The organism is Massilia sp. Masssp94 (assembly GCF_059491305.1).
Map to the genome: position 1 here is coordinate 6,078,370 of NZ_CP168501.1, position 26,484 is coordinate 6,104,853.

Genomic DNA, 26,484 nt, shown 5'->3' on the forward strand with positions numbered 1-26,484 from the left:
CTGCCCGGGAAAATGCGTGGATTGTCACATCGGTTCGGTAATCATATTCGACACCATGCCGTGTTAAGCTCGCCTCATGCATAACGTTCCCAGCCCGATCTTCACCATGTTGCTGGCTGCGGCAGTCAGCGCCAGCGCTTCCGCCGCCACATTGTCCGTCGGCCCGGGCAAGGCGTTTTCCGCACCGTGCGCGGCCGTTGCCGCCGCCCGGGACGGCGACACCATCGAGATCGAAGGCGGCACCGCGTACCAGGGCGACGCCTGCAGGATCGCCCGCAACGGCCTGACCATCCGCGGCGTGAACGGCCGCCCCCGGATCGACGCGGCGGGCAAGGAAAACGGCGGCAAGGGTACGTGGGTCGTGACGGGCAACGACATCGTCGTCGATAACGTCGAGCTGATGGGCGCCAAAGTGGCGGACCAGAACGGTGCGGCGCTGCGCCTGGAGGGCACCAACTTCACGTTGCGTCACAGCTTCCTGCACGATAACGAAAACGGCATTCTCAGCGGTCACAACGAGAACAGCGACATTCTCATCGAATACACCGAGTTCGGTCACAACGGCTTCGGCGATGGCCAGACCCACAACCTGTACATCGGCAAGGCCAGGAGCCTGACCTTCCGCTACAACTATTCGCACGATGCGAACGTCGGCCACAACCTGAAGTCGCGCGCGATGACGAACACGATCGCCTACAACCGCTTCTCGAGCACGAATCCGGGCGAGAAGGGCAGCACGGCCTCGGGCCAGCCGAGCTACGAGATCGACCTCCCGAACGCGGGCACATCCTACATCATCGGCAACGTCATCCAGCAACCGGCCGCCAACCAGAATCCGGCCATCGTGGCGTACGGGGAGGAAGGTGCGACCAATCCGGGCCAGGACCTGTACTTCGTCAATAACACCGTGGTGAACGACTTCGCCGGCGGGACGTTCCTGTTCGTCAGCGGCAAGGTTTCGACGCCGGCGCTCATCCAGAACAATATCTTCGTCGGCAACGGCACACTCAGTACCCAGTCCAGCGCAGTACTGAAGAACAATTACCGCGCTTTCGCGGCCGACATCGCCGATCGTTCGACCGGCAGCTTGCGGCGCTTCGCCAGCGCGCTCGTGATCGGCGCGGGCACCGACCCGGGCAAGTCGGCCGCCGGCGTGTCGTTGGCGCCGACGGGGCAGTACAAGGACGTCGCGTCGGGCGAGGCGCGCCCCGTTTCCGGCGCGCTGGACCTCGGCGCCTTCGACGTGCGGGGCGCCACGGCGCGCGCGAAAGCGGTCTCCTGGACCGAATGCGCCGCGGAGGGCAAGGTCTGCCGGTTCGGCGGCACGCGCGAAGTGAGGTTCGGCAGCGAAGGCGCGTACACCTCGAAGATCGTGACCGCATCGACGCCCTGCACGACGGCCGTGTTCGGCGACCCGGCGCGCGGCCTGGCCAAGGCCTGCAGCTATGCCGACGTGACCACGGCGGCGCCGGCCGCGCAGGCGAAAACCGCCGCGGCGAGCGCCTGGACGCCGTGCGCGGGCGAGGGCGCCATCTGCCAGCTCAGCGGAACCAATCGGGTGCGTTACGGTACCGAAACCAAAAACGTGACCAAGGTGTTGACCGGTCCCGTGACCTGCTCGAACGCCACGTTCGGGGATCCTGCCCACGGTTCCTTGAAGAGCTGCAGCTATCGGGCGGGACGGTGACGGCGCCGGATCGGTGCACGGTCAAGCGTCACGTTGCATGCGGTCGCGGCGTCGTCGCACTATCGTGAAGACGGCCCGGCCAACGACATAAGCCGCAAGTGCTTGCGGCACGAGGACCAGCAACGCGAACGGGACCACGAGGAAGGTATTTGCGTCGACGTCGGGCGAACGCAAGACTCCGGTGGTGGTCCAGCCGACGACGGCCACGACAATCCCACCGAGGAAAGCGGCCAGGTTCGCCCGGCGGTGCCACCCCGCGTACACGCAGATCGCCGCGGCCGCCAACCAGGTCAGGTTGCTATGGAAGAGTGGCGCCGACGCAAACGCGGAATATGCCGCGACCCCGTGCATGAAGGCGTTGTTCAGGCTACGCGTGGGGGCATCGTCGTGGACGACGCGGCGCTCACGTTTTATGAGCGACAGACACAACTCCAACAATGCCCACAGGACGCCGGTGATCCCAAGCTTCATGAAGAGCCAGTTCGTCTCGATACGCCCCTGGACCTGCTTCTTTCTTTGTTCGAAGTCGATCGTGACGGGACTGAACGGGTAGCCGATCCGCAGGCGATGCCAACGCTCTTTGAAGCGAACGTCAAAGCTGTCGAGGTTGACGGCGAACACGACGTCCTCCTTCAGCCGCACGAAGGTGCCGGTTCGATCTTCCAGATCATCTCTGCCGAGGGCAGTCCAGGAAGGGCGGTAGCTGTCGAACATCGTATCGTATGTGGGGATGGCATTCAGCATCAGGAGCAGCACGATTCCACGGGAAATCGGCCTGGAGAAGAATCGCATGGGGACCTTGGCGTTTGCTGGAGCGCATGAGCTACTCTGATTGGTTTCGGAATGAGTTGACATAGATTAAGGAAAATCATTGCACAACTCACCATACTCGATACATGGCAAAAAAATTTCCCATTTATCCCGTACACCCGGAGCGTGTTTGCTGGGGATGCGACAAATATTGCCCTGCAGATTCACTTGCATGCGGAAACGGCTCGGTGCGCACGCAGCACCCGGTCGAATTATTCGGCGAGGACTGGCAGGAGTGGGGACTCGATTCGAAAAATGACGGCGATCCTGGATCACAAGTCGACGCCAAGGAAAAGCGGTAGGCGCGCACCGTTATTTTTTCGGTGGCCTATTGCGTTCGGGCCCAGTACGACCCATGTACGGGCTACCGACACGTCCCGAGCCATGGAGGCCTCCTTGAAACGTCTCATTGCACTGTGGCGCACCGTCGCCGGCCAGGATCTGCGCCTGCTGTGGTACGCCGTCCGGCACGAACATCGCCCCGGATGGCTGGTGCCGGCACTGGCCGGCCTCGCCTTGTTCGCGGTGGAGCCGTTGAATGTCGCGGTGCCCGTGCTTGGCACGATCGACGAGTTCGTGCTGCTGCCGCTCATCCTGCACGGCATCGCGACCATGTTGCCGGCGCACGTCGTCGACGGTTATGCGCGCGCTTACGATAAGCGCTTGCGGCGCCGGGCCTAGGTTCGGCATGCGGGGAACTTTTCCCGCTGCCGGTTGATGTTCTTGACGAACTCCTCCGCCTGATCCTGCGGATAGGTCTGTACCTGCTCGTTGATCTTCACCTTGTTGAAGACTTCCTTGCCCTGGCACGTGACGAGGACGACTTCGCCGCGTCGAACCAGCGCGGAGCGCATGTCGGCCAGCGACAGCGCCAGGCTGCGGTCGAGTAACTGCCTGACGCCGCTGAGCGCCATCGTCTTCAGCATGTTGCCCAGGAAGCCTTCGTCCTTGTCGCGCGCGTCCTGCGGCTCGCCGATCTGCTTCATGCCGTAATCGGTGAGCTGCATGACCACCGCATCGTCCTTCAACATCAATTCGGTCCACCGGCTCGTCGACTGCACGTAAGGCTGCCCCGACGCGGGCTTCTGGCGCGGACCGAAACGCTCGGGGCCATCGCCCTCATGGGCGTCGATCGAGATGGTCGAGCTGTGGCGGGTTTCGCCGGATGGACCGGCATGGGCAAAGGTCGTGGTCGCGAGGACGGCGGTGGCGCAGAGGATGACGCGGATCGTGTTCATGGTTGTTCCGAAAGCCGGTTGAGGATTGCGGAGGACGATAGCGCAAGCGGCACACGGTTGGCCCGCCGTTTGCGACGAACGGCGTTATTCGGGCGCCAGACGGTGTTATCGCGCGCTCAGCCAGCACCCCGTTTCGCCCGCGGTGCGGCCGGCTTCTTCGGCTTCGGCGGCGGCATGATCGCCGCCGTCTCGAGCAGCAGGCGGCGCAGCGCGTCCGGCTCGTCCAGCAATTCGTCGGCGATCGGATAGTCCTTGGCGCCGGGGTAGGGCGGCCCTTGCGGCAGGTCGGGCGCGAGCCTCGCGGCGGCGTCGGACGGCTTGACGAACAGGCTGCCGTCGCAGGCGAAGGCGACCACCTTGTCGTCGACGTACAGCGCGTATTCGCCGAACATCTTCCGGTGCGTCAGCCGCGCCCCCAAACCCACCACTTCCGCGACGTAGTCGATGAAGCTCCTGTCCGTTGCCATGCGCGTTCTCCGTGCCGTGATCGAAAGCGCCAGCGTAGCTCGGCGCGGCGGTTCGATCAAGACCTCAGAACGCCAGGTGACCGTCGACGCAGGTGACGGCGTTGCCGCCCACCCGGATCGCATCGTCGGCGATCTGCAGGCGCAGGATGCCGGCCCGGCCCAGCGCGGCGCCCTGGCTGGACAGGAAGTCCCGGCCGAACGCGTCGGCCTGGCCCGTGTGCCGCAAATACGCGGCGATGGACCCGTTGCCGCTGCCGCAGACGGGGTCTTCGTCCACGCCGTGCGCCGGAGCGAATGCGCGGACCTCGATGCGCGCGGCGGCGCCGTCGGGATGCGGGCCGAAGACGATCACGCCCGTGTTGCCGGTTGCGGCATCGTGCGCCTTCATGCGGGCCAGGTCGGGCGCGGCGGCCAGCACCGCGCGCGCGTCCGGCAATTGCGCGACGACCCAGCGCGTCCCGGCATCCACGAGGCAGGGCGGGGCGCTGCCGGCCAGCGGCGTGCCGAGGATGCGCGCCACCTCGTCCGCCTGCGCCGCATCCAGCGGGGTGATCGTCGTCGCCGGCAGTTCGAACGCGATCCAGCGGGCGCCATCGCTTGCCTGCGTCACGTCCAGCCGGACCAGGCCGCGCGCGCATTCCTGCACCAGCGCGCCGTCGCGCGGCGCGACCTTGCCCGCTTCAAGCAGCGCGTGCGCCGTGCCGATGGTCGGGTGACCGGCGAACGGCAGCTCCGCGCCGGGCGTGAAGATGCGCACGCGGTAGTCGGCGCCAGGCTGCGTCGGGCGCAGCGCGAACGTCGTTTCGGACAGGTTGGTCCAGTTGGCGATGCGCTGCATCTGCGCGGTGGACAGGTCGTCGGCGTCGAACACGACGGCGAGCGGATTGCCCAGGAACGGGGTGGCGGTGAAGACGTCGACGGTCTTGAACGGGTGGCGTGCCATGCGGATCTCGCGTTGTTGGGATGAGCCCAGTCTACGCAAGGGGCGGCGGCATCGACAGGCACAGTCACCCGATTGCGGCCGGCACTGTACCGGCGATCGGCCCTGCACGGTTTCGACGGGGCGCAGGCTGCGCAACACGGCGCCGGGCTGCTTGCCGACCGGGGTCAGTTCGTACTCGACGCGCGGCGGCACTTTACGACACGGGCGTCGCCCACGCGCGTGGCCGGCAGGTACTCATCGTCACGCATCGCGACAAGGAGGCGGACGTGCTGCGCGCCTGCGCGGCATCGTCGACATCGACGGGGTGGTGCCGGGGTGACTGTAAAGGGACGTAAAGAAGGGTAAAAGAGTTTTATCCGCACACATCGCGTGCGCCGTCCTGCGCATAATGCCTGCAACCCAGCCAGGAAAGGACGATGGTGAATACAGCGCGCGCACATGCCGGAGCGGTTCCGGTCCGCGCCGCCCGCGAGGCGGCACGGTACACGACGGCGGCCCTGCCGCTCGTCCCGGCCGGTGTGCTGGCGCGCGCCGACCGCATCCTGTTCGTCACCCACCTCGCCATCGGCGATTTTACTTACCTGCAGGCGTGCCTGCGCGCATTCGCCCGCGCGTGGCCGCATGTGCGCATGCACGTGTGGGTCGACGAACGGCGCCGCACGGCCGATCCGGCCGCGTGGCCGCACCTGCGCAGGTACGCGCTATACGACTGGCTCGCGGCCTGCCCGTGGATCGACCGGGTCTACGACAGCACGTACAGCCCGGCCGCGTTCGAGCAATCGGTCGACGACGCGCGCGCCGAACGCTATCCGGTCGTCGCGTCGCTGGCCGTCGTCGACTGTCACCGCTATGCGCGGCTGGCCCGGCGCATCAGCCCGCGCGGCTTCGTCGTGGGCCTGACCAAGCCGGCCGAGCGCCTGCTGCACGCGCCGTCGCGCTGGGCGGGCTACCGCAAGCTGGACGCGGCGCTTCCCGTGTATGGGCCCGCGGAGGCGGCGCACCAACACATCAGCGACATCTACGCGGCCTGGTTCGCCCGCTGCTTCGGCGTGGACGTGCCGCCGGCCGCGCGCATGCCGCGGCTGGACATCCCCGAGCGCTGGGTCCGCAGGGCGCACGCGCAGTTCGCGGTCTGGGGCTGCACGGTCGGCAAACCGGTCGTGTTCGTGAACGCATTTTCGAAATCGCCCGACCGCACGTGGCCCCTGGAACGCGTGGCCGCGCTGGCACGCGCGCTGAAGAACCGGCTCGCGTGGCGCGGCGTCACCGTCGTCGTCAACGTGGTGCCGGAAGCGCAGGAGGAAGCGCGCCGGCTGTTCGAAGGGCGGCCCGACCCCGACCTCGCGCATGTGCGGCTGTTTTGCGCGGACGAGCACTTCTTCCAGCTGCCCGCCGTGCTGCGGCTGTGCAGCCTCGTCATCTCCGTGGAGACGGCCGTGATGCACCTGGCGAATGCGGTCGGCGTGCCGGTCATCGCGCTGATGCGCCGCAATCACCCGGAGTGGGCGCCGATCGACCGGGCCCGCAGCACCGTGCTCATGGTGCCGGAACAGGACGACTGGGTCACGCGCATCGGCGTGGACGAGGTGCTGGCCGCCGTGGACGGCCGGGATTGAAGCAAAGCCTCAAGACGCGTCGGCCCCGGGGACCGGTTCCTCGAACGACAGGCGGTTGTGCGACGGATCGCGGATCGTCATCTCGCGGGTCCCCCACGGCATCGTCTGGACGTGCGGGCGCGAATACTTGAACGATTTCGCGAGCAGCGTGGCCTGGTAGCCGTCGAGGTCGCGCACGGCGATGCGGATCGACGCGCCCGGGCTGCCGTCGCCGTAGTGCTCGGACAGGTGCAGCACGCAGTCGCCCAGCGACACCTGCATGTAGACGGGGAAGTCGCCGCCTTCGAAGCGGTGCTCCCAGTCGATCTTGAAGCCGAGGAAGTCGATATAGAACTCGCGCGCCTTTGCTTCGTCGAAGATGCGCAGGATGGGAGTGACGCGGGACAGGGTGTACATGGAACCTCCTTGCACGATTCAGGCGCTGCCGTCCTGGCCGGCCTCCGCGAGACGCTTGCGGTGCGCCGCGCCAAGGGTCAGGTGGAGCATGACGGCCACGCCGGCGAAGCCGACGCCCGCGAGCCAGTCGGCGGTCGCGCCCGAGCGCACCGCGTCCACGATGCGCGCGGCGGCGAGGAACAGCATGCAGGCCGGTGACAGGAAGCGTGCGTTACGTGCGAAAAAGGACATGGCGCGGCGGGATGGCAGTAAAACGGAAAGAATACCAGATCGCCGCGCCCTGAAGCTCGCACTTTTTCACACCCCGTGCTTCAGTACTTGTAGTTCAGCCCCAGCACGAACGAGCGGCCCGAATGCACGTACAGCAGCGTGTCGTTGCGCTGCGTGTCGCGGCCGTAGCGCAGCGGCGTGTCGTTCAGGTTCTGGCCCTCCAGCGACACGCGCAGTTGCGGCGTGATGTTGTACGAGAGGCTCATGTCGATGTTGGTGGAGCCGTCGACCATCGTGTAGTCGTGGCCCGCCACGTCGCCCAGCACGGCATAGATATAGCTGGAGCGGTGCGCCGCCGACACGCGCGCGCTGAACTTCGCGTCCTCGTAGTACAGCGTGAGGTTGTGGGTGCGCGGCGACAGGCCCGTGAAGTCCGCGACCTGCGTCAGCTGCTCGTTCGCCGGCGTGGCCGGGTTGTCCACGCGGGTGATGTACGTGATGCGCGACTTCACGCGCGTCGCGTTGGCAAGCAGGCCGAAATTGCTCCAGAAGCCGGGCAGGAAGCTGAACGGCGCCTGCAGGTTGAATTCCCAGCCTTTCAGCGGGCCGCCGGCCGTGTTGACCTTGCGGCTCACGTTGACTTCCGTCGTGGGCAGGGTCTGGCAGATCGGAGCGCCCGTCAGCGAGCAGCCGTTCAGGATCAGGAGTTCGTTCGGCAGTCCGAGCGTGTTGTACGGCACGCGCTCGTTGACGCTCTGGATGAAGCTCTTGATGTCCTTGCGGAAGTGCCCGAGCGAGACCATCGCGTTCTTCGCGTAATACCACTCGGCCTGCAGGTCGTAGGTGTTGGCGCGGATCGGGTCCAGGTTCGGGTTGCCGATCGAGACCGACTGCGAGATCGGCGATACGGTCGCATTCGGCGCGAGGTCCGTGTACTCGGGCCGCGACAACGTCTTGCCGGCCGAGAAGCGCAGGAACACGTCCTTCGGCAGCTGCGCCGTCAGGTTGAAGGCGGGCAGCCAGTCGCGGTATTTCTTCGTGCCCGTGTTCGGCTGCAGCTGGCCCTGCACGTTGATCATCGCCGTGGACGTCGCCGTCGTCTCCGCGCCGCGCACGCCGGCATTGCCGCGCCACGTCACGCCGAACAGGTCGTAATTGAAGTCGACCATGCCGTACAGCGCATTGATCTTTTCTTCCACGCGGCGGTTGGTCTGCGCGAGGTAGTTGTATTGCGATCCCGGCACGGCATCGCAGTGGCACTCGGTATTGACGACGCCGAGGAACTTCTGCAGGTCGACGGCCGCCCACGACCCCGGCACGCCGGTGCCGCCCAGGCCCGAGCCGAAGCCGCTGATCTGGCGCGAGATGTCGGCCATCGACACGCCGGCCGGCAGCGCGACCGCATTCGCGCTGTTGCCGATCTCGTAGTTGGTCCAGATGTTCTTGCGGGCCGAGATGCCGAAGTGGCTCGTCACGTGGTCGTTGATCTCCCAGTGCACGTTGGCGGCCTGGGTCTGCAGCTTGTTGGTCGTGTCCAGGTAGCGGCCCACGAACATGCCGCGCACGTTGCCGGCGGCATCCTGCGGGGCGAACTGGAAGTTGGCCGGATTGCTCACGTCGATGCCGAAGTTGAGCGTCGGGACGTTGCGGTTGTCGCGGAAGTCCCACGAGAAGCCGTTCACGTTCGGCGCGTCGAACTGCACGGTGGCGCGCATCGGCTCGTTCAGGTTCGAGTTCGAGTTACCGGCCATGAAGTCGGCCTTCACCGTATCGCTGAACCTGTGGCTGCCGGACAGGACGTGCTGGCGGAACTTGGTCGTGTACACGTCCAGCAGGCCTTCGGTGCGCACGTCCACGCCGTTGAACTTGCCGTAGTCCCAGCTGCCGCTCTGGTCGAAATGCGCGTCCAGGATCGACGTCTGCGGCTTGCCGTTCGAACCGAGGTTGCGGCCGAACGAGATCGCCTCGATGTAGTTGTCGTAGCGTTTATTGGCGAACTTGCCGTACATGAGGTCCAGATTCAGTTCGCTGTCCGCATTGCGCCACTGGTAGGAGTTGGTGATCCCCGTGCGCTCGTAATCGGTCTGCGAGCGGCGGTAGCGCGGGATGCGCGGTGCGAACGCGCCCGAGCCGGCGGCCGGGTTCGCGACCGTGCCGCCGTAATTGTCCTTGCGGCCCATGACGCTGTTGTACGCGGCAGGATCGGTCGCGCGCGGCATGCCGGTGCCGCACGTCGTCGCGGTGATGCCCTTGACGGCATCGTTGCCCGGGACCTGCGGCGACACGCCGACGGGCGAGCAGAAGCCGCCGTCGTTGCTGGCGCTGAGCAGTTCCACGGCCTCGTAGCCTTCTTCCGTCGCGCGCCGCTTCGAGTACGCGGCCGAGAGCAGGGCGCCGACCTTGCCGTAGCCCGTGTCCCAGCGGTCCGACACCAGCGCCGTCACGCGCGGCTGCGTCTTGCCGGAGAGGGAGTTGTGGCTTTCCTGGCCGCCGATGCTGAACGTGCGGCCCTTGAAATCGAACGGCCGCGCCGTGCGCAGGTCGACGGTGGCGCCCAGCGAGCCTTCCTCGATGTCCGCTTCCGACGTCTTGCGCACTTCCAGGCTGTTGAACAGCTCCGACGCGAACACGGAGAAGTCGAAGCCGCGGCCGCGGTTCGTGCTGCCGTTGATGTCCGAGGCGCCCGTCGCCGCCACGCCCTCGATGCCGTTGATGCGCACGCGCGTGAAGCCCGCGTTCAGGCCGCGCACGGTGATCTGCTTGCCTTCGCCGCCGTCGCCGCGCGCCAGCGCCACGCCGGGCACGCGCTGCAGCGATTCCGCGAGGTTCGCGTCGGGGAACTTGGCGATGTCCTCGGCCTTGATCACGTCGATGATGCCGTCGCTGTTCTTCTTCGTGTTCAGCGCCCTGTTCAGGCTCGCGCGAAAGCCCGTCACGACCACGACGCTGTCGGACGATTTGCCGTCGGCAGCGGTCGTGGCGACAGGCGCCGCATCGGCCGCCGCCGCCGTCTCCTGGCCGTGTGCATGCAGCGAAGCGAGCATCGCCAGGACGCCGATACTGATGCGGCTGCGGGGTGAAAGAGGATGAATGTTCCGAGGGGTTGCGGTGAAACGCATCGTTGTAGTCTCCATGTCGTTATCGATGACTCGTGCGGTCATATTGACGGGGGCATGGTAGCGCCAAGCATGCTTGAGCGAACCGTCGGTCCGGTACGATCGCGGTAATAATCACGTTGTTGAGCGCTTGCATGGCGAATCGACAACGGTGCCCGCGCAGGCGGCACAATATGCGCTCACAAGGTGCGCGGTGCACCATCAAAGGAGACGTTCAGTGCCCAGTTCCCTCTCACGGCGCGCGCTGCTGCGCGCCGGCGTTGCCGTGCCCGTGCTGGCCGGCTGCCAGGCCTTCATGCCGGGATCCGCCGGCACGCTGCCCAGGTCCGAAGTCCGCGTCGACGCGCCGTTCACGATGCCCGCCATCGCCGTGCCCGATTTCTCGGGCGCGCCCCGCTTCGACATCGTGACGTATGGGGCAGTGCGCGGCGACCAGGCCGCGACCGGCACCGCGCTCGCGCGCGCCATCGCGGCGGCGCATGCGGCCGGCGGCGGTGTCGTCGTCGTCCCGGCGGGGACGTGGCCGACCGGCCCGATCCACCTGAAGAGCCACGTCGCGCTGCACGTGGAGGACGGCGCGACACTCCTCTTTTCGCCCGACCCGCGCGACTACCTGCCGGCCGTGTCCACGAGCTGGGAGGGACTCGAATGCATGAACTATTCGCCGCTCGTGTACGCATACGGGTGCGAGAACGTGGCGGTCACGGGCCGCGGCACCTTGCGCGCGCGGCTCGACGTGTGGAAGCAATGGTATGCGCGGCCGCGGGCGCACATGGATGCGCTGGTCGCGTTGTACAACATGGCGTGCCGCGACGGCGTGCCCGTGGAACGGCGCGACATGACGGCGGGCCAGGCCAACCTGCGTCCGCACTTCATCCAGTTCAACCGGTGCCGCCACGTGCTCGTGGAAGACATCCACATCGTCGACAGCCCGTTCTGGGTGCTGCATCCCTACCTCTGCCGCGACGTCGTGATCCGCCGGGTCGACATCGCGGCGCACGGCCACAACAACGACGGCGTCGATCCGGAGATGAGCCGGAACGTGCTGATCGACCAGTGCACGTTCGACCAGGGCGACGACGCCGTGTCCGTGAAGTCCGGGCGCGACCGCGACGCGTGGCGCCTCGGCGTCCCGTCGCGCAATATCGTCATGCGCCGCTGCCGCATCAAGAATGGCCACCAGCTGATGGCGATCGGCAGCGAGCTGTCGGGCGGCGTGGAGAACGTGTTCGTCGACGACTGCCACTTCGATCACGCGGATTCCTCCGTGCCCAGCACCATCAACAACCTGCTGTACGTGAAGACGAACGAACGGCGCGGCGGCTTTGTCCGCAACATCCACATGACGAACGTGAGCGCCACCCGCATCAAGGGCGGCGTGCTTGCCGTCGAGACGGATGTGCTGTACCAATGGAAGACGCTCGTGCCCACGCTCGAGCGCCGCCTCACGCCGATCGAAGGCCTGTTCGTGTCCGGCATCCGCGTCGAGGATGCGGGCTTCGTCTGCCGCGTGAAGGGCGAGGCGGAACTGCCGGTGCGCGACATACGCTTGCGCGACGTGGCGGTGCGCACGGTGCGCGGGACGCCGGTCGTCACCGAGCACGTGCAAGGCTTCGACAACCGCGCGGACGTGCGGGCATGAGCGGCCGCCGTTTGTGCGCGGCGCTCGCCGCCGCCGTCCTCGCCTGCGTGCCCGCGGTCGCGCAGGAGCTGGGCATTCCGCAGGCGTCGGATACGGCAGCGCGCGCCGGGGACCGGGCGAACCGGGCCGACACGACATGGCTGATGGCCGCCGTGGCGCCCGGCCTGCCGGACCGCCTGAGCATCTTCCGTTCGGACGACGGCACGACCTTCGTCACGCAGGCGTCGGAAGCGTATGCGCCGCCGCGCGGCATGTTGCGCGACCCGGCGCTCGTGCGCGACGGCGGCCGGTACCGGGTGGCGTACGTGGCAGGGGCCGGCAACGAGATCGGCCTCGCGCGCTCGAGCGACCTGAAACACTGGACGTTCGAACGCACCGTGCCGATGCCGGGTCCCGTACGCGCGCCGCGCTGGGTGCGTGCGCGCGACGGCAGCCTGGAACTCGTCGTCGCGCGGCCGCGCGGGCCCGCGCTGCTCGCGCCGGATAACGCGCCGGCGCCGCGTGCGCTGACGGGCCTGCAGGACAGGTACGAGGATGCGGCCATCGTCCGGGATGGCGGCGGTTACGTGGCATTGGCGCGCCGGCGCGCGGACGGCGGCCTGGTACTGGCGCGGGCCCGCGACCTGGCGGGGCCGTGGAGCGTCGAGCGGACGCTCGATGCGCTGGGCCTGGCGGCACCCGGCATCGGCCTCGCGCGCCGGCCGGACGGCAGCTGGCGCCTGGTCTTCGCCGACGCGGCGGGCCATGCGTGGCAGGCCGACAGCGCCGATGGCATGAAGACGTGGTCGGCGCAACGACCGCTGGCCGGCGTGGCGGCCGGCGTGGCCGCGCCGGACATGCTGGCCGACCGTGCGCAGGACGTCGCCGCCGCCGTTCGCCCGCGCGGCAAGGCGCGGCAGGTCGGCTGGGATCCGTACTCGCTGACGGTCGGCGGCAAGCGGATCGTCGTGTGGTCCGGCGAGATCCACCCGTTCCGGCTGCCCGACCCCGCGCAGTGGCGCGACGTGATCCAGAAGATGAAGGCGGTCGGGTTCAACGGCGTGTCGTTCTATTTCGACTGGGGCTATCACTCGCCGGCGCCGGGCGTCTACGATTTTTCCGGCGTGCGCAACGTGGAGCGGGCGCTCGAGATCGCGGAGGAAGAGGGCATGTACGTGATCGCGCGCATGGGGCCGTACGTCAATGCGGAGCTGTCCGGCGGCGGTTTCCCCGGCTGGATGTTCCGCAACCGGGCGGAGGCGCGCACGGACGATCCGGCCTACCTGGCGGCCGTCGACGAATGGATGACGCAGATCGACGCCATCATCGCGCGCCACCAGGCGACGACGGGCGGCGGTACCGTGATCGCCTACCAGCTCGAGAATGAACTGGGCAAGGTGGAGCCGAAACACGTACGCCAGATGGCGCACCTGGCGGCGAAGGCGCGCGCGGACGGCATCACGGTGCCGCTGTTCCACAACGCTGCGGGTCGGCTGCCCGACTGGACGCCGGCGGCGTCGTCCGCGCCGTGGGCGAATCCGGGACCGGTGGACCTGTATGCGTTCGACGGTTATCCGGGCGGCGCCTGCGACGTCCACGCGAATCCGGCGGGCCCGAACAAGGCGCCGGACTGGGGCATCTACGCGACGCCGGGACCGAAGGCGGGCGCGGCCAGCTCCCCCGGTACGCCCGGCTTCGTGGCGGAGATCGGGGCGGGCTGGTTCGACTACTGGGGCTCGAACGGCACGTACGCGTGCACGGCCCAACGCCAGGGCAAGGGCTACCAGCGCGTGTTCTACGGGACGAACCTGATGAACCGCATCACGCTCCACAACATCTACATGGCGTTCGGCGGCACGTCGTGGGGCTGGCTGCCGGGGCCCATCGTGTACACGTCGTACGACTACGGCGCCCCGATCGCGGAAGACCGCGGCCTGCGTCCGAAGGCGCTGGCGCTGAAGCAGCAGGGCATGTTCGTGCAGGCGGCCGCGCCGGTGCTCGCGCGCATGGACAAGGGACCGGAGATCCGCACCACGAACCCGCGCGTGCGGCTCTACCACAACGTCAACACGGAGCTCGGCACGCACGTGCTGTTCGCCGTGCACGGCCCGTCCGACCTGCTGACCGACGATGCGTTCTCGTTCGACGTCACCACGCGCGACGGCACGTACACGATCGCAGCGCGCCTGAATGGCCAGGACGCGAAGATGCTGCTGGCCGATTACGCGCTGGAGCGCCAGCACCTCGTGTATGCCACGTCCGAACTGCAGGCGCAATTGCGCGACGGGGCGCGCGACGTCGTGCTGCTGCACGGCCGTGACGGCGAGAGCGGCGAGACGGTGCTGCGCTATGCATCCGCACCGAAAGTCGAGGTATTGGCGGGCGACGTGCGCACGACGTTCGACGCGGCGCGCGGGGACCTGAAGCTCGCGTATGCGCACACGGGCCTGGCGCGCGTACGCATCACGGGTGGTGGACGCGCGCCGCTGCTGCTCCTGATCGCGGACGAGGGCACGTCGCAGCGTTTCTGGATGCAGGACACGCCGGCGGGCCGCGTCCTCGAACTGACGCCGGCGCTCGTACGCGCCGCCCGCATCGAGGGCGGCCGGCTGCACCTGGCCGGCGATACGGCGGCCGCCAGTCCGCTCGAGATCTGGGGGCCGGAGATCGCCGGGGTCTCGTTCAACGGCACCGCCCTGACGATGGCACGCCAGCCGGACGGCAGCCTGCGCAGCACCGTGCCGCTCGCCGGTCCGGTGCCCGTCGCCGTCCCGGACCTCCGCGCGGTGGCCTGGACGCGGCGCATGGACAGTCCCGAGGCGCAGCCCGGCTTAGACGATAGCGCCTGGGTGCAGGCGGACAACCGGCCGTCGGCCGCGCAGACGTGGACGTTGCCGGAGCGCGGCCAGCCCACGCTCGCGATGAGCGACTACGGTTTCCATCATGGCGACGTGTGGTACCGCGGCCGCTTCGACGCGAGCGATCCCGCCGCGAACCGGCTGGAACTCTTCTACGGCGGCGGTGGCGCGGGCATGCTGCAGGCGTGGGTCGACGGCCGCTTCCTGGGCCAGCACGAGCTGGACACGGGCCGCTCGTTCCCGGAGACGACGGACACCGTGCGCTTCGACCTCGGCAAGCTCGCGCCGGGGCCGCACGTCGTCGCGGTCATGGTCCGCAACGATTCGCACAACTGGGACCTGATGGCGGACGACGCGCACCGCGAGGCGCGCGGCCTGATCGCGGCGTCGCTGACGTCGAAAGGGGGGCGCCGGTTCGCCGTGCCGATCCGCTGGCGCATCCAGGGCAACCAGGGCGGCGAGGACATCGCCGACCGCGTGCGCGGCCCGTACAACGACGGTGGACTGTACGGCGAACGGGCGGGCTGGCACCTGCCGGGCGCGCCGGGGCAGGGGTGGTCGCGCGCGCAGCCGGACGACGCGCCGCCGGCCCCGGGCACGTACTGGCTGCGCACGCAGGTGAAGCTGGACCTGCCGCGCGGGCACGACGTCCAGCTGGGCCTCGCGTTCGGCGACACCGCGCGGCCGCGCTCCGGGCGCGAGAACCGCGCGCTCATCTTCGTCAACGGCTGGAATGTCGGGCAGTTCATCGCGCACGTCGGGCCGCAACGGGTGTTCGTGATCCCGCCGGGCATCCTCGACCCGCACGGCGACAATACGATCGCGCTCGCCGTCACGACGGACGGCGACCCGGCCAATGCGCTGGAACCGGTGCGGCTCGAGGTGTTGCGTGCCGTTCACGGTGGGGTGTCCGGCGACGCGGTAAAGGGTCGGGCCGGGCCGTAGTTGTTGAACTGTCAGTCACAAGACAGCAACACCTGATAGTGTCCCGCGTGACAGTAAGCGGTCCGGGCCTTACAATGTTGCCTCACGAGAATATCGGCCGGACCTTTCCGGCCGCGCCGCGAGGATACAATTTGATGCTAGGGTTTGACGATATCGCACAATGGCGCGCGCGGATCTTCTCGCGCCTGTTGTCGATAGTGCTCGTCCTGGGCACCATCGCGGCGATTCCCAGTGTGGTCGTCGTGCTGCGTCAAGGCGTCTGGACCGTGGCCGCGATGGACGGCGCCGCGCTGGGCTGGCTGTTCGCCCTGTGGCGCCTGAAGCGCCTGCCGTACACCTTCCGCGTCCTGAACTTCCTCGCCATCATCTACATGGTGGCCATCTGCCTGATGCTGAAGGTGGGACCGGTCAGCCAGAACTACCTCATGGCGCCGCCCGTGATGGCGGCGATCCTGCTCGGGACCGGTCCGGCGCTGACGGCCCTCGCGGCCAGCGCCATCATCCTCATCCTCGGTATCGGCCACTTCCAGTCCTCGCTGGTGGACATGGGCCACGACCCGATCATCGTCGCGCTCCTCGTCGCGTTGAACTTCACGTGCGTGGGCGCGCTGCTGACGCTCACGTGCAGCACCTTGCTCAAGGGGTTATCGCGTTCGCTGGACGAAGTGCGCGGCTTCGCCAAATCGCTGGAGAGCGGAAAGGATGCGCTGCAGGCGGTGAACGCCGAACTGCGCCTGACGTCGGCCGCGCTGTCGCGCCTGAACGACATGGTGCTGATCGCGCGCGCCGTCGACACGCCGGACCGCGACCAGCCCATCATCTTCAGCAACGAAGCGTTCCAGCGCCGCACCGGCTACAGCGACGCCGACATCGTCGGCCGCAGCATGCGCGTGCTGCACGGGCCGGGCACGGATCCGGCCGTCGTCGAGCGCATCGTGGAGACCATGCGCAGCGGCCAGCCGGCGACGGCGGAACTGGTCAACTACACCAAGTCCGGCGACCCCTATTGGGTCGAGATGGAACTCATGCCGTTCACGGACGACGCGGGCCGGATCAGCCACTGGGTCGTCGTCGGCCGCGACATCACGGAACGCCGCCATTCGGCCGACGCGATCCACCGCCTCGCGTACTACGACGTCCTCACGGGCCTGCCCAACCGGCGCCTGATGACGGAGCGCCTGGACGCCATGGTGGCATCGGCCAACGGGGGCCGCGGGCTCGGCGCCGTGCTGTACATCGACCTGGACAACTTCAAGCACGTGAACGACGCGCGCGGCCATGCGACGGGCGACGCGCTGCTCAAGCACACGGCGAAGAGCCTGGCCCACGTCGTGCGCAAGGGCGACACGGTGGCCCGTCTGGGCGGCGACGAATTCGTCGTGCTGCTCGACGGCCTCGGCACCGATCCCGCCGCCGCCACCGCCGCCGCGCTGTCGGTGTCGGACAAGATCCGCGTCGCGCTGGCCGACGACGTCGTCATCGACGACCAGAGCTACCATTCGACGGCCAGCATCGGCGTCGCGCTGCCCACGCGCCCCGGTCAGTCCGTGGCCGACCTGCTGCGCGATGCGGACCTGGCCATGTACCACGCCAAGGCGGCCGGCCGCAACGGCGTCGCCGTGTTCGAGACGCGGATGCTGGCCGCGGCCGAGCGCCAGCTGACGCTGGGCCGCGACCTCTCCGCGGCGCTCGACAACGGCGAACTGTCCATGCACCTGCAGCTTCAGGTCGACCATGCGGGCGAGCCGGTGGGCGCCGAGATGCTGATGCGCTGGCGCCGCGCCGACGGCACGTTCGTCCCGCCCGACGTCTTCATCCCGGTGGCGGAAACGACCGGCATGATCGTCCCCCTCGGCCTGTGGGTGCTGCGCCAGGCCTGCGAGGCGCGCCTGGCGCTGGAGGCGGCCGGGCATCCGCTGCAGCTGTCGATCAACGTCAGCCCGCGCCAGTTCCGCCAGCCCGAATTCGTCGCCCAGGTGCGCGCCGCGTTCGAGGAATCGGGCGTGACGCCGCACGCGTTCGTGTTCGAGGTGACGGAAGGGCTGCTCGTCGAAGACTTCGACCTCATCACGGCCAAGATGCGCGAGCTGGCGGCGCTGGGCATCCGCTTCTCGATCGACGATTTCGGCACCGGCTATTCGAGCCTGGGCTACCTGAAGAAGATGCCGCTGTACGAACTGAAGATCGACAAGAGCTTCATGCGCGACACGCCGCACGACGCCAACGGCACGGCGATCGTGCAGACCATCCTCGCGATGGCCGATCACCTGGGCCTGCGCGTCGTCGCGGAAGGCATCGAGACGGAGGCGCAGGCGCGCTTCCTCGGCGAGAACGGGCGCCCGTGCATGCAGGGCTACCTGTATTGCCGGCCGTTGCCGCTGCCCGACCTGATCGCGCGCCTGGAGCGCGTGACATAACGTCGACCCGTACGGCCTCCGTTAGTTGCTCCGGCGGCAACGGCCCGGTACACTGAGCCACGCTGATCTTTGCCCGCCACACCAACACGGGAACCTGTTCGCAGGATGGAAACTTCTGGAGCACACCTCAAGGCGATGCGCGACCCGGCGCGTATATTCCCCGTGGTTGCTCACCCTGAAGCTGTCCGTCGTGCGACGGTATGGCACTGCCGATACAAGAGCCTCGAACCCCTGGCCGAGCTGCGCGACGTGGAAGAGCTCGTGATCGCTACCTTTCCTGATGAGTCGTTTGAATTCCTTGCAAGGCTGGAGAAGCTGCGCCTTCTGCGCGTAGTGCACATGCCCAGGATTAGCGATCTCGGGCCGCTGGCCAGACTGACGCGGCTGACATCACTCTCCTTATCGACGCTTCCTGGCTGGGACGCGTCAGGGAAGACCACGACCATCCGGTCGCTCGAGCCGCTCACGGCAATCCCCGGGCTCGCCCATGTGGAACTTTTTGGTATCTGCCCGCCGGACAAACTGCTCGGTCCCCTCGAGGCGTGCAAAGGTCTCCAGACGGCCCGGGTCTCGCAATACCCTCAAGCCGAAATAGACCGCTTCTTCCGCCAGACTGGAGTCGCCAATCAGTTCAACCCGGACCCATCCATGTCGTAAGTCATCGACGAACGCTCAAGCATATGAATTGTCCAGTAACGAGTCTGCCAATATATCAAGTCGACGCATTCACCAGCCGGCTTTTTGGAGGAAACCCCGCTGCCGTGATCTTGATGAACACGTTTCCGGACGATGGACTGCTACGCCAGATTGCGGCGGAAAACAACGTTCCGGAAACTGCCTTTCTGGTCCCGGACGGCGACAATTACCGGCTGCGCTGGTTCACGCCGACGGTCGAGGTGCCGCTGTGCGGCCATGCTACGCTTGCAAGCGCCGCAGTCGTCATGGAGCGGCTACAGCCAGGACGCACAATGGTGACGTTCGATTCGGCGAGCGGACCTCTGACCGTCAAGCGCATGGGCGATCGATATGTGATGAATTTTCCGGTACGCGTGCCGCGATCGATCCCGCTTCCGGAGGGGCTGACAGAAGCGCTGGGAATCGAGCCGGTGGAGACGCTCGACGACGGTTTTAATTACATCGCGGTCCTGCAAGATACGGAGGCGGTACGTAGCCTGACACCGAACATCGCTGCGGTCGCGCGGCTCGACCGCCCCGGCGTCGTCGTGACCGCCCAGGGAGACCAGCGATGGGATTGCGTGAGCCGCTATTTTGCGCCGGCTAAAGGCATACTGGAAGATCCGGTTACGGGCGGAGCGCACTGCGGACTCGCACCGTATTGGAGTGCCCGTCTGGGAAAGCGTGAACTGCGCGCATACCAGGCTTCAGCTCGTGGTGGCGAGCTTGTATGCCGGGTCGTCGGAAACCGTGTCGAGTTGGAAGGCGCTTGTGTGTTTTATTTGGAAGGCAAGGTTGCTGTCCCCGTCGATCAGGGCTCCGAAAGCGCCTGAATGAAAGTATCCCAGCGTGAACGCGAGACGTTAACAGGGCCGGCGGCGGTAGGTATCGTCGTGGGCATCTTCTGCGCAGTATTCACGGTCGCTTTCGACAGTGATTACGGGGAAGCGCTTGCGTCCGGCTGGTCGACAACGTGCGACGCGATCCTGAGCCTTGTCGCTGGTTTTGCCCTGGCGTTCGTCCCCTTCGGTTTGGTACCTGTGCTGGTCGGACGAGTCAGGTCCGGTGCCGGAAACAAGGGCGGCTGACAGCAGGTTCGACCCGAAAGCCACGCGAATATCAGGCGCGCATCGGCTCGCAAGCGGCGCTGCGGGCTGCGGTCCTTCGTCTTTTGTTTCAATGGACGGTGAGTCACCGTACTGAATCTCACAAGTGGAAGGCTTACCGTAATGCAGGTGACCCGCTCTGTTTCAGTCCGAGGAAATGATATGAACCCTACCGCTCACGAGATGCATGAAGCCGAAACCCGCGCAGCGACCGCCGGGATGGCAACGAACGCGCAATTCGACGTGTTGAAATCACAGGCTTCGGACGTACTTTCCTCTCCGTACGTGCGCGGCGCCGCGGTACTGGGAATCGCGGCTGCGGGTTATGCGCTCCTAAGGCGCAAGAAAGCCCCTGTATCGGATGTAGCACCAGAACGCCACGACCACCTTGGCGGTATGCTGAAGGCAGGTGGTTTGCTTGTTTCCCTGGCAGCGTCCATTGCCTCGGCCAGGGACGATGCCGGTGTCGAACCATCCGCCCCGGTCCAGAAAGGAACGGCATATGTGCCGACGCGTGCGGAGGAAAGCAGATCCGACGCGAAGATCGCGGAACCATCCACAAGCGCGCCCCCACGCCCGATGTTCGAGCACACCTCGGGGAGCTGGATCGGCAGGCAGTGGCAAATATTCGTGGCGGCGGCAAACGCCTGGATGGATGATTACGCGCCGAGCATGGGGGCGGCGCTTTCGTATTACACGCTGTTTTCCCTCGCGCCGCTGCTGGTCCTGATCATCGCGATCGCCGGGACGGTATTTGGACAGGACGCCGCACAAGGCGCAATCATTGCGCAGCTTCAGGGCATCATGGGTAAGGAAGGCGCAACGGCCGTGCAGGGCTTGCTGCAAGCCGCGCGCGAACCGTCCACCGGGATCGTCGCCAGTATCGTCGGCGGTTTTCTTGTGCTACTGGGCGCAACTGCCACGTTTGCCGAGCTGCAAACGGACCTGGACCGCATCTGGCGGGTACCGGCGAAAGCGAAACCGTCGGGTATCTGGGGATGGCTGCGCAGCCGCGTATTGTCCTTCGGGCTGGTTCTCGGATTTGCTTTCATGCTGATGATTTCACTCGTCGTCAGCGCCGCGCTCGCAGCGACGAGCGATTGGCTGGGCGGGGGCAATGCGGTGGAAAGCGTTCTGGCAAGCGTATTGAATTTCATCGCGTCGTTCGCCCTCTTCACGGTTCTCTTTGCGATGATCTACAAGATCATGCCAACCGCCAGGATATCCTGGCACGATGTGTGGATGGGGGCCGCAGTCACGGCATTGCTCTTCAACATAGGCAAATCACTGATCGGGCTGTACCTTGCCAAATCGAGCGTGGCCACGGGCTTTGGCGCAGCCGGCTCGTTTGTCATCCTCGTTGCGTGGTTCTACTATTCGGCGCAGATTTTCCTGTTTGGCGCCGAATACACGTGGGTGTACGCCAACAGCAAGGTACGGAACGGGTAGGTCGAGCCGGCGCGCATCGCGGGCGCGCGCATCATCCGAGCGCAGCACGCCAGCGGGCCCGGTAGGCCGCCAGTCCAGCGGGCGCGCGTGCCGCGATCGCGCTGCTGGCGCCCGGCGGCGCCGCATCGCGGTAACGCAGCATCCAGCCGCCGCACGTGGTGCCGCTCGCATCGTCCGAATACGACACCGGCTGTTGCGGACGCAGCGCCGCAAGCAGGGGGCCGAACCACGGGTTCGCGGTAAAACTGCCCTCGACGGCAAGCGGGCCCGCGGCGCCCAGCGCGTCGAGGCAGTAATCCGTCATCAGCACGCAGTACAGCGTCGCGAGCGCATAGCGTTCCTGCGCGTCCGCGGGCGGCGGGCCTTCGATGCTGCCGCTGCGGCCCGCGAACGGACCACCGGTCGCGGCGAAGCACGGCAGCGCCAGCGTGCCTTGCGCGACGAGGCGCTCGATCGTATCGAGGCCGCAGGGCGCCGGTGTGGCACCCGCCAGTTCGCCGAATTCGCGACCGCCCATGAAGCGCATGCACGCGACGGGCCGGCCCAGCGCGTTCGTGTTGGCGAGCATGTCGTCTTGCTCGCGCAGCCCGTCCAGCGCCGTGCCGAAGGCCGCGGCGATCATCCACGTGCCCGTCGACAGCACGGTGCCTTCGGCGCGGCCGAGGTAGCGCAGCAGCGACGCATTGCTGTCGTGGATGCCGCACAGGACCTGGCAGTCCGCCGGCAGCCACGTGGCGGCCGCGACCTCGGACCGCAGCGTGCCCAGCGCCGCGTGCGCGGGCGCGAGCGGCGGCATCAGGCCCGTCCAGTCCATGCGGCCGACGAGGCTCGAATACGCCTGGGTGCGCGGGTTCCACAGGTCCGTGTGACAACCCAGCGACGTCGCTTCCGACGCCGCCACGCCGCACAGGCGCCAGGCCCAGTACTGCGGATACATGAGGATGTGCTGCGTGCGCGCGAACTCGCGCGGGAAGCGTGCCTGCAGCCATGCGAGCTGGCGGCCCAGGTTCAGGCCCGCCGGCAGGCGCGGGGACAGCGTCTCGTCGTAGGATGGACCGTCGTACTCGACGCCGGGAAGCTCCGCCTCGTAGTCGAGCACGGGCAGCACGAGGCCTGCGTCGTCCACCAGCGCGGCGGTGGCCCCGTGCGTGACGGGCACGATGGCCGACACGTGCGCCCGCGCGGCAAACGCCCGGCACGTGGCGAGCAGCCAGTCCCACAGGCCGTCCGTGTCGAGGTGCGCGTAGGGTCCATCCGCAAGCACCGCGTTCGGGCGGCGCTGCTCCGAGAGGACCTTGCCGGCGGCATCGATCAGCGCGAGCTTCGCGTTCGTCTTGCCGATGTCGAGGACGATCAGGGCGTCCGGCATCATGCGCTCCGCGCGCGCCGCATGCGCAGGAGCTTCGGCAGCGCGATGGTCGCGAGCAGCAGCACACCCACGACGATCGTCATGTAGATGCCGGGGATGTTGGCGAGCGCCAGCCCGTACGTGACGGTGCCCATCGTGAGCACGGCCAGCATCACGCCGGCGATGGTGCCGGCGCCGCCCGCGATGCTGACGCCGCCCAGGATCACCATCGTGATCACTTCCAGCTCCCAGCCGGTGGCGATGTTCGGGCGCGTGCTGCCGATGCGGCCCGTGAGCAGGAAGGCGGCCAGGCCGGCCATCGCGCCCGTCAGCATGAACAGCGCGAGACGGTAGCGGTCGACGGCGATGCCGGAAAATCGCGCCGCTTCCGGGTTGTTGCCGATGGCGTAGATGCGGCGGCCCCAGGTCGTCGTGTGCAGCAGCACGGCGAACAGCGCGGCGCACACGAGCAGCACGACGAATTCGCGCGGCACGATGCCGAAGAAGTAGCCCTGGCCCCAGTCGGCCATCAGCTGCGGATAGCCGGTGAACGCCTTGTCGCCCAGGACGACGCTGGCGAGGCCGCGGTACAGCGACACGGTGCCGATCGTGACGACGATCGACGGCAGCGCGAAGCGCGTGACGAGCACGCCGTTCAGGAAGCCGCACGCGGTGCCCGTGGCCAGTGCGACGAGCGGCAGGCTTTCGGCCGGAAAGCCGGCGCCTTTCGCCAGGCCCATCGCGACGGACGACAGCGCGAGGGTGCCGGCGACCGAGATGTCGATTTCGCGGCAGATGATCAACAAGGCCATCGGCAGTGCGATCAAGGCCTTCTCGCTGAAGTTCTGCGTGCCGTCCAGCAGGTTGTACAGGTCCAGGAAGTGCGGCAGCGCGATGCTGTTCGCGACGAAGACCGCGACGAACAGCATGGCCAGCAGGCTTTCCCAGCGCCCGAGGATCGTTTTCAGGCGCGGCGTTTCGCGGTCGAGGATCGTGTAGCGCGACGTTTTTTCAGTTTGCATCGTGGTGGTCGGGTTCACGCGGCACTCCGTTCGGGTTGGGCGTCCGTGCCATGCAGCGGCAGGATCTGGCGGCTGCGGCGGCCGGCGCCGCGGGCGTTGATCAGGACGGCGACGAGGATCACGAGGCCGGTGAGGGCGCTTTGCCAGAACGGCGACACCTGCAGCACGGGCAGCGCGTTGCCGATCACGGTGAGGAACAAAGCGCCGAGCGTCGCGCCGAGCACCGTGCCGACGCCGCCGCCGATGGAGACGCCGCCGATCACGCACGCGGCGATCACGGTGAATTCGAAGCCATAGGCGATTTCCGTGTAGGCGACGGCATAGCGCGCCACCCACAGGTAGCCGCACAAGCCGGCGACGGCACCGGACAGCGCGTAAGTACCGAGCAGGCGCTTGTGGCTCGGGATGCCGATATATCCCGCGCATTGCGGCGCGTTGCCGATGGCGTACAGGTCGCGTCCGAAGCGTGTGCTGCGTGCGATCCAGGCCATGAGCGCGAGCGTCGCCGCCGCGATCCAAACCAGGTGCGGGAGGCCCAGCAGGCGGTCGAGCGGGAACGCGATGAAGTGAGGCGGCATCTGGTGTGCGGACACCCACGCGCCGCCGGACAGCACGAACACGGCGCCGCGGTAGACGCTCATCGTGCCCAGCGTGACGACGATCGGCGGCAGTTCCAGATAGCCGATCAGCCAGCCGTTGACGAGACCGAGGGCCAGGCCGACGGCGACGGCCGCCAGCATGATCAGCGGCAGCGGCAGGCCGGGATAGTGCGCGCCCAGCATCGCGGCGACCATGCCGGACAGCGCCAGGTTCGAGGCGACCGACAGGTCGACGCCGCGCGTGACGATGACGAGCATCTGCGTCAGCGCCAGCATCACGAGCAGCGTGCTGTCCGTGACGAGGTTGGCGAGCGAGCCGGCCGACAGGAAGACCGGTGCGCGCAGGCCGACGGCCACGACGAGCAGCACGATCATCGCCGCCAGCAGCGGTTCGCGTTGTTTCAGGATGTTCATGCGGCCTCCAGGGTCAACCCGGACGCGGCGGCGACGACCGTTTCCGGCGTCGCATCAACGCGCAGGAATTCGCGCTGCACGCGGCCGTGGTGCATGACGACGATGCGGTCCGCCATGCCCAGCACTTCCGGCAGTTCGGACGACACGAGGATCACGGACAGCCCGCGTGCCACGAGCTGGCTGATGAAGCGGTGCACGGCCGCCTTCGAGCCGATGTCGATGCCCTTGGTCGGCTCGTCGAGGATGATCACTTTCGGATCCGTCGCGAGCCATTTGCCGAGGACGACCTTTTGCTGGTTGCCGCCCGAGAGCTCGGCCACGTGCTGCGTCAGGTGGCTCGCCTTGAGTTCCAGCTGTTCCGCGAAGTGGCGCGCGATGGTCGCTTCCTGCTTGCCGCGGCCGCGCAGGAAGAAGCCGATACGCGACAGTATCGGCAGGGTGATGTTGTGCTGGATCGGCATCGTCAGGTGCGCGCCGTGGTGCTGGCGGTCTTCCGGCACGTAGGCCATGCCCAGCGCGATGGCTTCGCTGGGCGAGCGCGCCATCACGGGCCGGCCGTCCAGCGTGACGCAGCCGGAGACGCCCGGCGTCAGGCCGAACAGCGCCTGCATCACCTCGGAGCGGCCCGCGCCCACGAGGCCATAGAAGCCGAGGATCTCGCCGCGGCGCAAGGTAAAACTGACGTCGTCGAATTCGGTGGGGTGGGACAGGTTCTGCACGACGAGCAGCGGCTCGCCGATCTCGGCGTCAAGCTTCGGATACGCCTGGTGCACGGCGCGGCCGACCATCAGCGCGACGAGTTCCTGTTCCGTGATGTCGGCCAGGCGCCCCTCGGCGACGAACTGGCCGTCGCGCAGCACGGTGTAGCGGTCGGCGACTTCGAAGATCTCGTCGAACTTGTGCGAGATGAAGATGACGGCAGTGCCGGCGGCCTTCAGTTGGTCGATGATGCGGTACAGCTCCCGGATCTCGCGCTGCGACAGCGCGGCCGTCGGTTCGTCCATGATGACGACGCGGGCATCCTGGGCGAGGGCGCGCGCGATCTCGACGAAGTGGCGCTGCGCGACCGACAGGTCTTTTACGCGCGCCTTCACGGGCAGCGCCACTTCCAGGCGCGCGAACAGGGCTTCCGCCTCGCGCTCGATCTGCGCCCAGTCGATACGGCCACCGCGTACGGGCTGGCGGCCGACGTAGATGTTCTCGGCGACGGAGAGTTCGTCGAACATCACGGTTTCCTGGTGCACGGCGGTGATCCCGGCGGCCATTGCTTCCTGCGGGCTCGCGAACGTGACGGGTTTGCCGTCGAGGGACAACGTGCCGGCGTCCGGGCGGTAGATGCCCGTGAGGGTCTTCACGAGCGTGGACTTGCCGGCGCCGTTCTCGCCGATGAGCGCCATGCATTCGCCGGCGCGGATCGTGATGTTCACGCCGTTCAGGGCATGGATGCCGTTGAAGCGCTTGCTGATGCCGGTCAGTTGGAGGACGGGGGGTGTTTGGGTGGCTGGCATGAGTAGTAGTCGGCTTGTGTGCCGTCATTCCCGCGGACG

Annotated in this window: 22 protein-coding genes; 11 read left to right on the forward strand and 11 right to left on the reverse strand. The window is 67.3% G+C overall.

The window, feature by feature from the left end; all coding sequences use genetic code 11:
- Positions 1-76 precede the first annotated feature (76 nt).
- Positions 77-1,687 (forward strand): right-handed parallel beta-helix repeat-containing protein, encoded by a 1,611-nt coding sequence (locus tag ACEN9G_RS26770; protein ID WP_483127245.1) that lies wholly within the window; start codon positions 77-79, stop codon positions 1,685-1,687.
- A 21-nt stretch (positions 1,688-1,708) separates the two neighbouring features.
- Here ACEN9G_RS26770 and ACEN9G_RS26775 read toward each other — a convergent pair whose 3' ends face one another.
- Positions 1,709-2,479 (reverse strand): hypothetical protein, encoded by a 771-nt coding sequence (locus ACEN9G_RS26775; RefSeq protein ID WP_483127246.1) that lies wholly within the window; start codon positions 2,477-2,479, stop codon positions 1,709-1,711.
- 104 nt (positions 2,480-2,583) lie between these two features.
- Here ACEN9G_RS26775 and ACEN9G_RS26780 point away from each other — a divergent pair, with 104 nt between their 5' ends.
- Positions 2,584-2,799, forward strand: coding sequence for a DUF3079 domain-containing protein (locus ACEN9G_RS26780; RefSeq protein ID WP_413344865.1), 216 nt, complete (start codon positions 2,584-2,586; stop codon positions 2,797-2,799).
- A gap of 94 nt (positions 2,800-2,893) precedes the next feature.
- Positions 2,894-3,178, forward strand: coding sequence for a hypothetical protein (locus ACEN9G_RS26785; RefSeq protein ID WP_413344863.1), 285 nt, complete (start codon positions 2,894-2,896; stop codon positions 3,176-3,178).
- On the opposite strand, the gene ACEN9G_RS26790 is transcribed toward ACEN9G_RS26785, so the two are convergent.
- The 3 genes from ACEN9G_RS26790 to ACEN9G_RS26800 all read right to left on the reverse strand — a co-directional run bounded on the left by ACEN9G_RS26790 (position 3,175) and on the right by ACEN9G_RS26800 (position 5,145).
- The gene (locus ACEN9G_RS26790; RefSeq protein ID WP_413344861.1) at positions 3,175-3,735 is read right to left on the reverse strand and encodes a hypothetical protein; all 561 of its coding nucleotides are present in this window, start codon (positions 3,733-3,735) and stop codon (positions 3,175-3,177) included. The two genes, ACEN9G_RS26785 and ACEN9G_RS26790, sit on opposite strands and share 4 nt — an antisense overlap.
- A gap of 116 nt (positions 3,736-3,851) precedes the next feature.
- Positions 3,852-4,202, reverse strand: coding sequence for a TfoX/Sxy family protein (locus ACEN9G_RS26795; protein ID WP_413344859.1), 351 nt, complete (start codon positions 4,200-4,202; stop codon positions 3,852-3,854).
- A 64-nt stretch (positions 4,203-4,266) separates the two neighbouring features.
- Positions 4,267-5,145: a PhzF family phenazine biosynthesis protein gene (locus ACEN9G_RS26800; RefSeq protein WP_483127247.1), complete on the reverse strand. Its 879-nt coding sequence runs from the start codon at positions 5,143-5,145 to the stop codon at positions 4,267-4,269.
- Positions 5,146-5,561: 416 nt separating this feature from the next.
- Here ACEN9G_RS26800 and ACEN9G_RS26805 point away from each other — a divergent pair, with 416 nt between their 5' ends.
- A complete protein-coding gene (locus ACEN9G_RS26805) occupies positions 5,562-6,761 on the forward strand; it encodes a glycosyltransferase family 9 protein (protein WP_483127248.1) in 1,200 nt (399 codons plus the stop codon).
- A gap of 9 nt (positions 6,762-6,770) precedes the next feature.
- Here the strand turns inward: ACEN9G_RS26805 and ACEN9G_RS26810 are convergent, their stop codons facing one another.
- The 3 genes from ACEN9G_RS26810 to ACEN9G_RS26820 form a co-directional block, all read right to left on the reverse strand.
- Entirely contained in the window at positions 6,771-7,157 is a 387-nt protein-coding gene (locus tag ACEN9G_RS26810; RefSeq protein WP_413343173.1) for a glyoxalase superfamily protein, read from the reverse strand.
- A gap of 18 nt (positions 7,158-7,175) precedes the next feature.
- The gene (locus tag ACEN9G_RS26815; RefSeq protein ID WP_413343171.1) at positions 7,176-7,388 is read right to left on the reverse strand and encodes a hypothetical protein; all 213 of its coding nucleotides are present in this window, start codon (positions 7,386-7,388) and stop codon (positions 7,176-7,178) included.
- Between the two features lie 80 nt (positions 7,389-7,468).
- On the reverse strand, positions 7,469-10,411 hold the full coding sequence (locus ACEN9G_RS26820; protein WP_413343169.1) for a TonB-dependent receptor: 2,943 nt from the start codon (positions 10,409-10,411) through the stop codon (positions 7,469-7,471).
- A gap of 289 nt (positions 10,412-10,700) precedes the next feature.
- On the opposite strand from ACEN9G_RS26820, the gene ACEN9G_RS26825 reads away from it, so the two are divergent.
- The 7 genes from ACEN9G_RS26825 to ACEN9G_RS26855 all read left to right on the forward strand — a co-directional run bounded on the left by ACEN9G_RS26825 (position 10,701) and on the right by ACEN9G_RS26855 (position 21,554).
- Complete coding sequence (locus tag ACEN9G_RS26825; protein WP_413343168.1) at positions 10,701-12,125, forward strand: glycoside hydrolase family 28 protein; 1,425 nt, start codon at positions 10,701-10,703, stop codon at positions 12,123-12,125.
- Positions 12,122-15,907: a beta-galactosidase gene (locus ACEN9G_RS26830; protein ID WP_495605480.1), complete on the forward strand. Its 3,786-nt coding sequence runs from the start codon at positions 12,122-12,124 to the stop codon at positions 15,905-15,907. Before ACEN9G_RS26825 ends, ACEN9G_RS26830 begins: the two co-directional genes overlap by 4 nt.
- Before the next feature lie 134 nt (positions 15,908-16,041).
- A complete protein-coding gene (locus tag ACEN9G_RS26835) occupies positions 16,042-18,324 on the forward strand; it encodes a putative bifunctional diguanylate cyclase/phosphodiesterase (protein WP_483127250.1) in 2,283 nt (760 codons plus the stop codon).
- Positions 18,325-18,429: 105 nt separating this feature from the next.
- Positions 18,430-18,981: a hypothetical protein gene (locus tag ACEN9G_RS26840; RefSeq protein ID WP_413344292.1), complete on the forward strand. Its 552-nt coding sequence runs from the start codon at positions 18,430-18,432 to the stop codon at positions 18,979-18,981.
- Between the two features lie 23 nt (positions 18,982-19,004).
- The gene (locus ACEN9G_RS26845; protein WP_413344290.1) at positions 19,005-19,832 is read left to right on the forward strand and encodes a PhzF family phenazine biosynthesis protein; all 828 of its coding nucleotides are present in this window, start codon (positions 19,005-19,007) and stop codon (positions 19,830-19,832) included.
- Positions 19,833-20,087: a hypothetical protein gene (locus ACEN9G_RS26850; protein WP_413344289.1), complete on the forward strand. Its 255-nt coding sequence runs from the start codon at positions 19,833-19,835 to the stop codon at positions 20,085-20,087.
- A gap of 180 nt (positions 20,088-20,267) precedes the next feature.
- Entirely contained in the window at positions 20,268-21,554 is a 1,287-nt protein-coding gene (locus ACEN9G_RS26855; protein WP_413344287.1) for a YhjD/YihY/BrkB family envelope integrity protein, read from the forward strand.
- 31 nt (positions 21,555-21,585) lie between these two features.
- On the opposite strand, the gene ACEN9G_RS26860 is transcribed toward ACEN9G_RS26855, so the two are convergent.
- From ACEN9G_RS26860 to ACEN9G_RS26875, 4 genes are read right to left on the reverse strand one after another with little or no spacing between them, the layout of a single operon-like run.
- Complete coding sequence (locus ACEN9G_RS26860) at positions 21,586-22,926, reverse strand: FGGY-family carbohydrate kinase (protein WP_483127251.1); 1,341 nt, start codon at positions 22,924-22,926, stop codon at positions 21,586-21,588.
- Positions 22,923-23,942 (reverse strand): ABC transporter permease, encoded by a 1,020-nt coding sequence (locus tag ACEN9G_RS26865; protein WP_413341270.1) that lies wholly within the window; start codon positions 23,940-23,942, stop codon positions 22,923-22,925. Before ACEN9G_RS26865 ends, ACEN9G_RS26860 begins: the two co-directional genes overlap by 4 nt.
- A complete protein-coding gene (locus ACEN9G_RS26870) occupies positions 23,939-24,937 on the reverse strand; it encodes an ABC transporter permease (protein WP_413341272.1) in 999 nt (332 codons plus the stop codon). Before ACEN9G_RS26870 ends, ACEN9G_RS26865 begins: the two co-directional genes overlap by 4 nt.
- The gene (locus tag ACEN9G_RS26875) at positions 24,934-26,445 is read right to left on the reverse strand and encodes a sugar ABC transporter ATP-binding protein (RefSeq protein ID WP_413341274.1); all 1,512 of its coding nucleotides are present in this window, start codon (positions 26,443-26,445) and stop codon (positions 24,934-24,936) included. The genes ACEN9G_RS26870 and ACEN9G_RS26875 overlap by 4 nt, the downstream gene beginning before the upstream one ends.
- Positions 26,446-26,484: the final 39 nt, after the last annotated feature.